The organism is Candidatus Poriferisodalis sp. (assembly GCF_965214215.1).
In the GTDB taxonomy this organism is placed as follows: domain Bacteria; phylum Actinomycetota; class Acidimicrobiia; order Acidimicrobiales; family Poriferisodalaceae; genus Poriferisodalis.
Genome location: NZ_CBDCBD010000002.1, coordinates 455553 through 468220 on the forward strand (window position 1 = coordinate 455553; position 12668 = coordinate 468220).

The following is a 12668-nucleotide window of genomic DNA, read 5'->3' on the forward strand; positions in this document are numbered from 1 at the left end:
AGTGCGACACTAGGACCCATGCTCTTCGACGGCTTGCATGAGCAAATCCCCGACATCGACCCCGACGAGACCGACGACTGGCTGCAGTCCTTCAAAGCAGTCGTGGAGGAACGGGGCAAGAACCGTGCGCGGTTCCTGATCCGTCGACTGATGTCGAAGGCCCGCGAACTGCAGGTCGACTTTCCCGCCACCGTCTCGACGCCGTACATCAACACGATCGCCCCCGAGGACGAACCGTGGTTTCCAGGCGACGACGACATCGAGAAACGTCTGCGAGCCTTCATCCGTTGGAATGCCGTCGCCATGGTGACCCACGCAAACTCGTGGGCAGACGGCATCGGCGGGCACCTGTCCACGTTCGCCAGCTCGGCGGCGCTCTACGACGTGGGCTTCAACCATTTCTGGCACGGCAAGGACGACGGCGAGCCCGGCGACCACATCTACATTCAGGGCCACGCCGCGCCCGGCATCTACGCCCGGGCCTATCTCGAAGGCCGCCTCGACGACACCGACCTCGAACACTTCCGACGCGAGATCGGTCGCACCGGGCTGTCGTCGTACCCCCATCCCCGCCTCATGCCCGATTTCTGGGAGTTTCCGACGGTGTCGATGGGCCTCGGACCGATCACGGCCATCTACCACGCCCGCTTCAACCGCTACCTCCACAATCGCCGCATCGACAACACGTCGGAATCGAAGGTGTGGTGCTTCGTGGGCGACGGCGAGACCGACGAGCCCGAGACGCTCGGGGCACTGCACCTCGCCGCACGGGAGCGCCTCGACAACCTGATCTTCGTGGTGAACTGCAATCTGCAGCGACTCGACGGCCCGGTGCGCGGCAACGGGAAGATCATCCAAGAACTCGAAGCCAACTTTCGCGGCTCGGGCTGGAACGTCATCAAGGTGATCTGGGGCAGCCGCTGGGACGAGCTGCTGGCCCGAGACCGCGGCGGCGTGCTGCTCAACAAGATGAACGAGACCGTCGACGGCGAGTACCAGCGCTACTCGGTGGAGAGCGGGTCCTACATCCGCGAGCAGTTCTTCGGGCCCGATCCGCGCCTGCGCGAGATGGTCCAGCACCTCTCCGACGAAGAACTTCAGACGCTTCCCCGCGGCGGCCACGACTACAAGAAGCTCTATGCGGCCTACCAAGCCGCAGTCGAGCACGAAGGCAGCCCCACCGTCATCTTGACCAAGACAGTCAAGGGCTGGTCGCTGGGGCCTGACCTCGAAGCCCGCAACGCCACCCACCAGATCAAGAAGCTGACCCGCACCCAGCTCATGACCATCCGGGAACGGCTGCGGCTGCACGACGAGATCGACGCCGATTTCGATCCCGACGATCCGCCCTACTGCCGACCCGCGTCCGGCAGCGCCGAGCACGAGTATCTGATGGCCCGCCGAAAGGCGCTCAACGGCCCATTGCCCAAGCGCATGCGCAACTGGTGTCGCAAGGCCCTTCCGATGCCGAGCTCGAAGCCGTTCTCGGAGTTCGCCTCGGGTTCGGGCGAGATGGCGGTGTCGACCACGATGGCATTCACACGGATGCTGCGCGCCATGACCCGTGAGCCGGGCTTCGGCGACCGCGTGGTGCCCATCATCCCCGATGAGGCCCGAACGTTCGGCATGGACTCGCTGTTTCGCGAGCTGGGCATCTATGCAAGCCAGGGGCAGCTGTACGAGCCCGTCGACCACGACCTGCTGCTGTCCTACACCGAGCACATCGACGGCCAGATCCTCGAAGAGGGCATCACCGAAGCCGGCGCGTTGGCCAGCTTCACCGCCGCCGCCACCTCGTATGCCACCCGCGGCGTCGCGATGGTGCCCTTCTACACCTTCTATTCGATGTTCGGCTTCCAGCGGGTGGGCGACATGATCTGGGCGCTGGCCGACATGCGAGGCCGCGGCTTTCTGATGGGAGCGACAGCAGGCCGCACCACCCTGATGGGCGAAGGCCTCCAGCACCAGGACGGCCACTCACCGCTGCTCGCCTCGGTCGTGCCGCCCTGCAAGGCCTACGACCCGGCGTTCGCGTATGAGCTGGCGGCCATCGTGCGAGACGGCATCCGGCGCATGTACGGCGTGGGCGAGGACATCTTCTACTACCTGACCATCTACAACGAGAACTACATCCAACCGCCAGAGCCGGACGATCTGAACGTCGAGCACCTTCTGGCCGGCATGTACCAATTCGCCCCGACGCCGCCCGGACGCACGCACTGGGGCACGATCATGTTCTCAGGCGCGGCTCAGGGCGCCGCACGTGATGCTGCCGAACTGCTGGCCAGCGAGCACGACGTGGCGGTCGACCTGTGGAGCGCCACGTCTTACAAGGCGCTGCGCGAGGAAGCTCTGTCGTGCGAGCGCTGGAACACGCTGCATCCCGACGAGGCGCCGCGCGTGCCCTTCGTAACCCGGCAACTGGCCGACGGATGGGGTCCCGTGGTTGCGGTGACCGACTTCATGCGGGCCGTGCCCGACCAGGTGTCGCGCTGGATCGGCCGCGACTACACCTCGCTGGGCACTGACGGATTCGGCCGCAGCGACACCCGCAGCCGCTTGCGAGAGCACTTCGAGGTGACCGCCGAGCACATCACCGTGGCGGTGCTGTGGCGACTCGCAGAGCTCGGCGAGATCGACTCCAAGGTCGCCGCTGAGGCCATCAAGCGCTACGGCCTGGCCACCGACAGCGCCGACCCCTGGTCATCGGCAACCCACTGAGCCAGCCTTCGCTCCCTCAGGGTCCAAACGAGGTGAGATGGCGGCGGAGCTGTCCATCACTGTCCGGCGCCGTCGGTTTGGCGCCGCCAGACTGTTCCGATGCCTAGTGATATCCCCTGCCCGCAGCGGTGGTTCGACGACTACGAGGCCGGCGAGCGCTTCACCTTCGGCTCGACGACCATCGACGAAGCCGAGATCATCGAGTTCGGCCGCAAGTTCGACCCTCAGCCGTTCCACATCGACCCGAATGCCGCTCGCAACACTGTCTATGGCGGGCTGATCGCCTCTGGTTGGCACACCGGCTCGATCATGATGAGGATGCTGGGCGAATACCTGCTGGGGCCCTCCAGCATGGGCTCGCCGGGCCTCGACGAGCTGCGCTGGCTGGCACCGGTACATCCAGGCGACCGCCTGACGCTGGTCGTCGAAGTGCTGGAGGTTCGCCCGAGTCGATCCAAGCGTGACCGGGGCATCATCAAGATGGCCCACGAATTGGTCAACCAGCACGGCACCACGGTGGTGCGTTCGGTCGCCAACATGATGATCGCCCGCCGCGCGTGAAACCCTCCCAGCGCTGATCACTCGCTCTGGGCAGCGTCGAAAGGGACTCGCTCAGGCGAGCTGCAACGGACCCGGATCGGGCGTGCTGGAACCGCCTTCTAGGCGTGCCACGCGTTCACGTGCCAATGCGACCTCGGCGGTCACGCCGTCGATGCGATCCGACTGGTGGTCGATGCGATCCGACTGGTGGTCAATGCGTCCGCTCAGATGCAAGGTGATGCCCAGACCGGTGCCGAGCACGCTGGCGACGATGCCTGCGGCGGCGACAAGTACCGCCCACGCTTCGACGACAATCTGGGTCGTCGCCATCAAGCTCACTGCCATGACCTCACGCTAGAACACGCGCCGCCCGGCTCGGCAACGAATTTAGACGTACTGGGCAGCGGACTGGTGCTCCAGCCAGCCCAGCAGGATGGCGACGGCGCGGGGGTCGTGACGGATGCGATGGTCGGCTCCCGCAATGAGGCGAAGCTCCGCACTGGGATGCTGCTCTGCGAGGTGGCGGGCTTCGGTGTAGGGCACCTGGCGGTCGTTGATGCCGTGCAGGATCAGCAACGGCCGGTCGGTGAGTCGTTTCACCGCGTCGACCGCCCGGTTCTGCTTCAGCTCGCGGTTCCACGCGCTCGCCGAGCGCGGAAAGTTGTCGGACCTGATGACGCCCACGTTGCGACAGTGCTGCAGGAACGCCTTGGGGTCGCTGGCCCAGTCGTCGAAGTCGGCCCGGGGTGCCATCGCGGCGACGCCTCGCACCCGGGCATCGCGGGCGGCGGCCAGGATGGCCACCGAGCCGCCCGTCGTGGAACCCACCAGCCACACACCCCGGCAGCCGTCGTCCAGGACATGCTCGATAGAGCGCCCGACGTCGTCGATCCATCCGAGCAGGGAGAAATCGCCGTCGGATTCCCCACAGCCCCGCATGCTGACGGCGAGCACGGTCCAGCCTTGCGCTTCGGCAATGCGTTCTGCGAACTGCTGGTACGTGCGATTCGGAATGCCGGGTCGCTGCTTGGAGGGAAACCCGTGGCACAGCACCACTGCCGGCCCGCTTCCCGTCGAACGAGACGGCCGGACCATCAGGGCCGCAAGATTCGGGCTGCCCTCGACGGTGATTTCGGTGACGGTCGTGCTCACAGCTCGGCTCGGAGTTGCCGCCGGTGCTGGCGCAGCGCCCGAGAGGCTGAGCCGTCAGGCGAAGCCGTGGCCCGAGCGGCCCGTGAACGCAGCGAACAAGAGCGGGAAGCAACCGGGGTGGCAGCGGGCAGGCTGCTCGTGCCGCGCTGCCAGGCTGCCGACAGCATCAGCAGCCTCTAATGGCAGAGCCGCGACAGGCGATAGCCGCGGTTGCGCGCCTCGGGCAGCTCGTCGGGTCCGAAGGTGGCATACGACTGCGCCGTCACAATGTCAGCGACAGCCGCGGCGAGCTGCTCGCTGACGGCGGGATCGTCGGACTCCAGCTCCATGTCGTAGACGATCTGGTTGCGCTTGTCGCCGACGAACCGGCAGCCGGCTAGCTCCCTGGGGATGTCCATGGTCACATTCTGCCGCCGGGATACACCGCAGCGAGCGCGCCGATCCGGCGCAGGTATTCCAAGTGCGCGTCAACGACGGCTTGGACCTGTTCAAGCGTCACTTCGACTCCCGCTCGACGGACATCGCGGTACAGATCGGCGCCAGAGGAGCGGTCCTCGGTGACCGTTGGGCCCGAGTCGTCGCCGGCCTCCTCCGTGTTGTCGGCCGCCGCATCAGACCCGAACTGCAGCTGGTTGAGATGCGCCCGGAGCAGCGCCTCGAGCTCGTCAGCTCTCAGCCCCGCGGCGATATCGAACGGCACCAGCTGAGCGACGAATTCCGCCGCTTCGGCAAGGCGCCACACCGGCTCTCGTCGCTGGCGGCCCAGCCGCTGGGCCTGCACGCCCACCACGCCGGCGGCAACGACAAAGCCGATCACCAGCGAGATGACGATGACCGCGATGATCACCGTTGCCTCCTCGGCTGTACACGTGTCATGCGGCTCACCTGCCGCGTTGAGTTGTGGGTTGTCGGTTCTACAGGCCGATGCGCTGCGCCAGCTGCTCCCGGTGGTACGCCGGATCGCCGAAGATCAGCTCGGAGCTCTTCGCACGCTTGAAGTACAGGTGCGCGGGGTGCTCCCAGGTGAAGCCGATGCCGCCGTGGATCTGGATGTTCTCCGCAGCGCAGTGGAAGTACGCCTCAGAGCAGTAGGCCTTGGCCAGCGAGGCCACCGACGGCAGCTCGTCGTTCATCTCTGCTGCGCACCAGGCCGCGTAGTAGGCGGCCGACTTTGCCGACTCGACCTCGAGCAGCATGTCGGCGCACTTGTGCTTGATGGCCTGGAACGAGCCGATCGGGCGGCCGAACTGCACACGGTCCTTCGCGTACTGCACTGCCATGTCGAGCACGAACTGCGCTCCGCCGACCTGCTCGCTTGCGAGAGCCACCGCAGCGAGGTCGAGCACCCGGTCGATGTAGGCGAAGTTGTCGGTGTCGCACAGGTGTTTCGCAGGCGTGTTGTCGAACGTGATGCGAGCCTGTTTGCGGGTCTGATCCATCGTGGCGAGATTCTCCCGGCTGAGCCCGGCCGCATCACCCTCGACCGTGAACAGGTGAATGCCGCCATTGCACCGGGCCGCCACCACGAACAGGTTCGCGGTGCCGCCGTCGGTCACAAACATCTTCTCGCCGGAAATGGTCGCCGAATCGCCCGTGTCGGTGGCTTCCACCTCGACGCCATCGGCATCCCACGTGCCGCCAGCCTCGGCCAAGGCCAAGGTGGCAATGATCTCGCCGGAGGCGATGCCCTCGAGCAACTCCTCTTTGGCCTTCTCGTTGCCCGAGTGCAAGATGGCGTTGCCGGCCAGTACCACCGTGGAGAAGTAGGGCGAGCACAGCAGGCTGCGGCCCATCTCCTCGAGCACGATGCCGAGCTCCACGTAGCTGGCGCCCTGCCCGCCGTATTCCTCGGGAATGATCAACGCCTGCAGGCCGAGCTGCTCAGCCATCTGCGACCACACGGCGGGGTCGTAGCCGTCTTCGGTCTCCATCAGTTCCCGAACGGTTGTTTCAGGGGACTTCTCCTCAAGGAACGAGCGAACGAAGTTGCGGAGCTCTTCCTGCTCCTCGGTGAATGCGAAGTTCACGGATGTGCCTCCGGGGCTGGTGCAGCCAGTGCAGCCTGGGCACCGGTGCAACCGGTGCGATGGACAGGCGAAGTTCTATCACCCAACGGCCCCATCGGCTCAGCTGCGGGTCACTGCCGACCACGAACAGGGGTGGAAGCCCGGGCGCAAGTCGGGCGTTAGCTTTCGTGAACAGTTCGACGCGCATCAGCACGACAGCCGGCAAGGCGGTACATCAATGAGCGACGGGTCCAGCCAGGCCCCAGATCCCCCCACCTCAGACACCGACACTTCTGCGACCGCTACGAGCGGCCGTGGCGCGGTGCGCCGGCTGATCAGCCGGCCCGGCGCCGGAGCCGGTCTGCTGGCGGGCATCGCAGGGGCCGCCGTGGCACTGGCATTCGGCGAATTCGTGGACGCGCTGGTCGATACGATCCCGTCACTGGTCGTCGCCGTCGGCGAGGCGCTGGTCGACTACTCGCCCGACTGGGCCGTGAAGCTGAGCATCGAGCTGTTCGGCGAGAAGGACAAAGCGGTGCTGGCCATCGGCATCGTCGGCGTGTCGCTGATCATCGGCGGCCTGCTGGGTGCGTGCGCCATGGCCCCGCGGCGTCGCTGGGTGCCGGTTGCGGGATTCGCCGCATTCGGCGTCATCGGCGGCTGGACTGCCGCCCGCAACCCGATGAGCCCGTTCGTGGGCTCGTGGGCGGTGGCCGTGGCCGCCGCCGCGCTCGGCTACATCACGCTGCGGGTGTTGCTGCGGCTCGCCCCCGCTCACCGTCGGGCGCGACCCGACGATGGCGATGTCGAGCCGCCTGAACCGGTGACCGTGGGGCTTCCCGACAGAGCTGCGGATTCCAGCCGCCGGGCCTTCCTGCTCAGCGTGGGCGGCGCCGGCGTGGCGGCCGTGGGGCTCGTTGCGCTGGGTCGAGGGGTGCGCGGCCCCTCTGCGGCAGAGACTGCCCGAGCCGGAATCGACCTGAGTTCGGCCAGACCTCCCGCCACCACCGCCGCCACCGGTGCTGCGACTGCGGCCGAACCGACGGCAACAACCGCGGCCGGGCCCTCGGTGGCCACCCGGGTTGCTGCACTGGACACACTCGACGAGGTCAGCGGCATCTCGAGCTACGTGACACCCAACAACGATTTTTATCGGATCGACACGGCGCTGACGGTGCCACAGGTCGACCCGGCAAATTGGAAGCTCAGCTTCACCGGCATGGTCGACAATCCCTATGAGCTGACCTTCGACGAGATCCTGGCGATGGACCTCCAAGAGCACGTCGTCACGCTGTCGTGCGTGTCCAATCGGGTCGGCGGCAACCTCGTCGGCAATGCCATCTGGACCGGCGTACCGCTGGTGGACCTGCTGGAACGAGCCGGTGTGCAGGCAGGTGCCGACCAGTTCGTGGGCCGCTCGGTCGATGACTGGACTGCCGGCTTTCCCACCCCGCTGCTGTACGACGGCCGCAACGCGCTGCTGGCCGTTGGCATGAACGGCGAGCCGTTGCCGACTCGGCACGGCTTTCCCGCACGCTTGATCGTGGCAGGGCTCTACGGCTACGTGTCGGCAGTGAAGTGGATCGAAGAGATCAACCTCACCACATGGGATGCCTTCGACGGCTACTGGGTGCCGCGGGGATGGTCCAAGCGCGGCCCGATGAAGACGCAGAGTCGCATCGATGTGCCCGGCAGCGGCGACCGCCCCGTCGCCGGCACGCAAACGGCCATTGCCGGCATCGCCTGGGCGCCGACGCGGGGCATCAGCGCCGTCGAAGTGCGCGTCGACGACGGACCGTGGCAGCAATGCGATCTGGGCGATTCGTTGGGCGACGAGAGCTGGGTGCAGTGGCACCTGCCCTGGACGCCCACATCAGGGACGCACTCCCTGCAGGTGCGAGCCATCGACGGCACCGGCATGACCCAACCCGAAGGACCCAAGGACGTCCGCCCCGACGGTGCCGAAGGCTGGCATCGGGTCGCCGTGCGGGTGGACCCCGCCTGAGCAGCACTGGCGTCCTCTTAGGATGCAGCCATGGCTCTCCATTGGTCCGCCACCGGCATCGAAGTCCACAAGCACGTCGTGCGCCCGCTCGAGGGCGATCTGCCCAGCGGCTTCCCCGACGACTTCGACAACAACGTCTTCACGATCCGCTGCACTGAGACCGGCGAAGCGATGCTCATCGACGCCGCGAACGAGCACGAACGCCTGCTGGAGGTGTGCCGCACGCTCGGCGTGACCAAGGTCGTCGAGACACACGGCCATTGGGACCACATCCAGGCCGTGCCGGCGATACGCGATGCAGGCATCGAGGTGGGCATCACTTCGGAGGACTCGTCGATGATGCCCAGCTACGACATCATCCTCGAAGACGACTCGGTCATCGAAGTGGGCCGGTTGCGGATCCGCACCATTCACAACCCCGGCCACACCGCGGGCTCGATGAGCTTCCATGTTGAAGGCACGCCGCTGCTGTTCACCGGCGACACGCTCTTCCCTGGTGGGCCTGGCGCGACCGGCTTCGGCGGCGACTTCGACCAGATCATCCGCAGCATCGAAGACCGGATGTTCTCGGCGTTCGGTGGGGACACGATGGTGCTGCCCGGCCACGGCCTCGACACCACGATCGGTGCTGAGTCTCCGCAACTGCAGGAGTGGATCGACCGCGGCTGGTAAGCCCGGCCCTGCCTGGGCGCAATTCCCAGATCCTTCGCCCGGTGTTCGGCAGAAGGGTCAGCCGGTGGCTACCCGGTGGCCCAAAGATCTGAACGCGATGTAGAAGGTGACGATGGCGAGCCCCACGATGGCGGCGGCGCCCTTCAGGATCATGACGCCGTCCCAGCCGTCGAACAGAATCGATCGCATCGCCTCCATGAGGTAGGTGACCGGATTCCACCCCGCTGCTGCGCGAAGCCAGCCCGACATCAGTTCGCGAGGCAGGAACGACGGTGTCAGGAACGCGAACGGGAAGAAGATCAGGAACGACGAGTTGACTGCAGCCGGGTTGCCGGTGCGAAGCGCGACCGTGTAAGGAATGCCGCTGTACGCCACGCTCCAGGCGATCGCAAGCAGCAGGAACACCAGCAAGCCCAGCACGCCGGTCTCGAACCACACGCCGAAGGCGAGTCCCATCACCACCACGAACAGAGCCAGCCCGAGCGCCATGACAATGTCGGCCACCATCAGCCCGAAGAGCAGCGTGGACCGTCGGATCGGCGTCACGAGCATGCGGTCGAGGTAGCCAGACTGGATGTCGATCACGAGCACGCTCGCCCTCGAGATGCCGGTGACAGCGAAGATGATCGCGACTGGAAGCTGGAAGGCTCGGTAGTCGAGAGCGACATTGCTTCCCGAGGGCGCCTGACCTTCCACGAACGACTCGAGGGCACCCGTATTCACCACAAAGAAGAAGATCGGAATGATCAGCGCCGGGATCATGTACTCGGGTTCGCGCACCACGCTGCGCACGGCCCGCCGGGAGATCGTCGCTATGTCAGTGAAGAATCCGACGCCGTGGGTGAGGCCGCCGCCCGGGCTTACCGCAGCGTCGGTCATGATCCGCCTCCAGATGCAGCCTGGTGGCTGTCTTGTGCGTCCGTCCCGATCGCGCCAGCAGCGCCATCGACCGCAGCCTCTTCCGCTGCGCCTGTGCCCTCCGCCGCAGCCTCTTCCGCCGCGCCTGCGCCCTCCGCCGCAGCCTCTTCCGCTGCGCCTGCGTCCTCCGCCGCAGCCTCTTCGGCTGCGGCCATGCGATATCCCGTCGCCTGGAGGAATACGTCGTCCAGCGACGGCGTGCGGACGGTAAGGGCAGTCGGATGCACGTTCGCGCCGGCCAGAGCAACGGCGACAGCACCGACCAGTCCTGCTCCATCGGCTGCCGCGATGGTGATGCCAAGCCGGCCGGTGGTCACATCGTCTGCGCCCGGCACAGACTCTGCCACCTCGGCTGCCCGCGCGATGTCGCCTGGCTCAAGATCCACCACGATCACATCGGCCCCGACGGCACGCTTCAGCTCGGTGGGCGTGCCCTGTTGCACTATGCGGCCATCGGCCAGGATCGCCACGCGATCGGCGAGCGCATCGGCTTCTTCCAAGTACTGCGTGGTCAGGAACACGGTGACGCCCAGCTCGCTGTTGAGGCGACGCACCTCGTCCCAGACCTGGGTTCGACTCACCGGGTCAAGCCCGGTGGTGGGCTCGTCCAGGAAGATCACCTCAGGAGCGTGGATCAGCGACGCAGCGAGGTCGAGCCGCCGCTTCATCCCGCCGCTGTAGGTGGAGATGCGGGCATCGATGGCATCGCCGATGTCGGCCAGGTCGATGGCACGCTCGATAGAGGCAGCCCGGTCTACAGGGCGAAGGCCGTACAGCCGGGCCTGCAAGTCGAGGATCTCGCGGCCGGTCTGCTTCTCATCGAGCGCTGCCTCCTGCATGGCCACGCCGATGCGGATGCGCACCTCGCCGGGATTCTTCGCGACGTCGTAGCCGGCGACCCTGGCCTCGCCGGCGGTCGGGCTCAGCAGCGTGCACAGCATCCGCACCGTGGTGCTCTTGCCAGCGCCATTCGGCCCGAGGAACCCGAAGATCTCGCCTTCGCGGACCAGCAAGTCCACACCGTCGACCGCACGCTTGGCACCGAAGTCGCGCACCAGTCCATGGGCTTCGATGGCCCTTACAGACCCGCTTGACGCCGCCTCAGACACGGGCGGCAGGCTACCGACCCGCCTGTCGAGCCAACGGCTGAATTCAGGGGCTCAGAACGGTCACGGCAAGGTGGGCAGCACGTCGACGTGGCGGGTTGCCGCTTCCCAGGCGTGGGCCAGCTCGAGCACTGAGCGGTCGGCGCGGTGACGGCCAATGAGCTGCAGGCCGACCGGCAGGCCGTCGGGGGTGAAGCCGGCCGGTACCGAGATCGCAGGGTGGGTGGTGACTGTGATGTCGCTGCATGAGCGCATCCAGTCGATGTAGGTCTCGAATTCGACACCCTCGATCTCGGTGGGGTACTCGACCTCGACATCGAACGGCGGCACCTGCGTCGTCGGGCACGCCATGTAGTCGAATCCGCCGTCGGGCGACATGAAATCGTCGACGGCTGCGAACAGCTGGGTGTGGCGGCGGCAAGCGTCGGCGTAGTCGGCAATCGACATCGACAGGCCCTTTTCAATATTCCAGACCAGCGTCTCCTTCATCTGGTCACCGTGTTCGGACAGCAGCGATCCGAATCCGACAGCGAACACCCAGGCCCGGCGTGCCTGGAAAACCTGCGGGGCATCGGACAGATCGGGCCACGCTTCGACTACCTCGCAGCCGAGACCGGAGAGGACGTCGGGCACGTTCGCGGTGGCGGCGCGCACGGCAGGGTCGACCGGCAGCCCGCCCGCATCGGGCGACCACGCAACCCGTACGCCCCGCAAGTCGCGCTCCAGCGAACCCGCGAAGACCTCCGACGATTCCTGGTTCGACACCGGCGAGCGGTCATCTGGGCCGGCGAGTGCCTGCAGGAAGAACGCCACGTCGGCCACGGTGCGCGCCATAGGGCCTTCGACCGCCAGCGGGAACCAGGCGTCCATCGAGCTGGTTGACGGCACCCGTCCGGGCGACGGGCGGAAGCCGACGATGTTGCAGAACGCCGCAGGGTTGCGCAGGGAACCGCCCAGGTCTGAGCCGTCGCACAGCGGCAGCATCCGGGCGGCCAGCGCCACTGCCGCTCCCCCGCTGGAACCGCCGCACGTCTTGGCGACGTTGTAGGGATTGCGGGTGATGCCGAACACCGGGTTGAACGTGTGCGAGCCCGCACCGAACTCGGGCGTATTGGTCTTGCCCACCATCACCGCACCGGCTTCGCGCTGACGCTCCACCACCAGTGCGTCAATGTCGGGAACGAAATCGGCGAACAGCGGCGAGCCCATCGTGGTGCGGACGCCCGCTGTCAACGCCAAGTCCTTGTGGGCCACCGGCAGCCCGTGCAGCAGTCCCAGCGACTCACCGCGGGCGTGTGCCTCGTCAGCTGCCGCCGCACGCTCGGCCGCCAGTTCTGGCGTGAACGTGACGATGGCGTTAAGCGCGGGATTGACCTGCTCGATCCGTTCGAGGTGTGCCGCCAGCAGTTCCCGTGCAGCAATCTCGCCCGTTGCGAGCATGGCGGCCATCTCGATCGCCGTCAGCCCGCAGACGCCCAGCCCATTGTTCGACCCTGAGTCCATCGAGCCATTCGACCACAGGCACCCCTACCGAAACCGGGATTCGTG

General features: G+C 66.6%; 12 protein-coding genes. 4 read left to right on the top strand and 8 right to left on the bottom strand.

All coding sequences use genetic code 11. From position 1 onward, the window contains the following. The first annotated feature begins 18 nt into the window (after positions 1-18). Positions 19-2721 (top strand): pyruvate dehydrogenase (acetyl-transferring), homodimeric type, encoded by a 2703-nt coding sequence (aceE, locus tag ACOOF5_RS02255; RefSeq protein WP_420436167.1) that lies wholly within the window; start codon positions 19-21, stop codon positions 2719-2721. 99 nt (positions 2722-2820) lie between these two features. After that, positions 2821-3282: a MaoC family dehydratase gene (locus ACOOF5_RS02260; protein ID WP_420436169.1), complete on the top strand. Its 462-nt coding sequence runs from the start codon at positions 2821-2823 to the stop codon at positions 3280-3282. Positions 3283-3333: 51 nt separating this feature from the next. Here ACOOF5_RS02260 and ACOOF5_RS02265 read toward each other — a convergent pair whose 3' ends face one another. The 5 genes from ACOOF5_RS02265 to ACOOF5_RS02285 all read right to left on the bottom strand — a co-directional run bounded on the left by ACOOF5_RS02265 (position 3334) and on the right by ACOOF5_RS02285 (position 6440). After that, on the bottom strand, positions 3334-3606 hold the full coding sequence (locus ACOOF5_RS02265; RefSeq protein ID WP_420436171.1) for a hypothetical protein: 273 nt from the start codon (positions 3604-3606) through the stop codon (positions 3334-3336). A 42-nt stretch (positions 3607-3648) separates the two neighbouring features. Then, a complete protein-coding gene (locus tag ACOOF5_RS02270) occupies positions 3649-4413 on the bottom strand; it encodes an alpha/beta hydrolase family protein (RefSeq protein ID WP_420436173.1) in 765 nt (254 codons plus the stop codon). Between the two features lie 176 nt (positions 4414-4589). Beyond that, entirely contained in the window at positions 4590-4811 is a 222-nt protein-coding gene (locus ACOOF5_RS02275) for a hypothetical protein (RefSeq protein ID WP_420436175.1), read from the bottom strand. A gap of 2 nt (positions 4812-4813) precedes the next feature. After that, positions 4814-5260: a hypothetical protein gene (locus tag ACOOF5_RS02280; RefSeq protein ID WP_420436177.1), complete on the bottom strand. Its 447-nt coding sequence runs from the start codon at positions 5258-5260 to the stop codon at positions 4814-4816. Between the two features lie 67 nt (positions 5261-5327). Further along, entirely contained in the window at positions 5328-6440 is a 1113-nt protein-coding gene (locus ACOOF5_RS02285) for an acyl-CoA dehydrogenase family protein (protein WP_420436179.1), read from the bottom strand. Between the two features lie 217 nt (positions 6441-6657). Here ACOOF5_RS02285 and ACOOF5_RS02290 point away from each other — a divergent pair, with 217 nt between their 5' ends. Continuing rightward, positions 6658-8424 carry a molybdopterin-dependent oxidoreductase gene (locus ACOOF5_RS02290; RefSeq protein ID WP_420436181.1) on the top strand — a complete coding sequence of 589 codons (1767 nt, stop codon included), beginning with the start codon at positions 6658-6660 and terminating at the stop codon, positions 8422-8424. A 30-nt stretch (positions 8425-8454) separates the two neighbouring features. After that, positions 8455-9096, top strand: a complete 642-nt coding sequence (locus ACOOF5_RS02295; RefSeq protein ID WP_420436183.1) for an MBL fold metallo-hydrolase — start codon at positions 8455-8457, stop codon at positions 9094-9096. A gap of 57 nt (positions 9097-9153) precedes the next feature. Here the strand turns inward: ACOOF5_RS02295 and ACOOF5_RS02300 are convergent, their stop codons facing one another. Genes ACOOF5_RS02300 through ACOOF5_RS02310 form a run of 3 tightly spaced genes read right to left on the bottom strand, consistent with a single transcriptional unit; the run spans position 9154 to position 12623 of the window. Further along, positions 9154-9975, bottom strand: coding sequence for an ABC transporter permease (locus tag ACOOF5_RS02300; protein ID WP_420436185.1), 822 nt, complete (start codon positions 9973-9975; stop codon positions 9154-9156). Continuing rightward, positions 9972-11123 (bottom strand): ATP-binding cassette domain-containing protein, encoded by a 1152-nt coding sequence (locus ACOOF5_RS02305; protein ID WP_420436187.1) that lies wholly within the window; start codon positions 11121-11123, stop codon positions 9972-9974. The genes ACOOF5_RS02300 and ACOOF5_RS02305 overlap by 4 nt, the downstream gene beginning before the upstream one ends. Before the next feature lie 60 nt (positions 11124-11183). Further along, entirely contained in the window at positions 11184-12623 is a 1440-nt protein-coding gene (locus ACOOF5_RS02310; RefSeq protein WP_420436189.1) for an amidase, read from the bottom strand. Positions 12624-12668 lie beyond the last annotated feature (45 nt).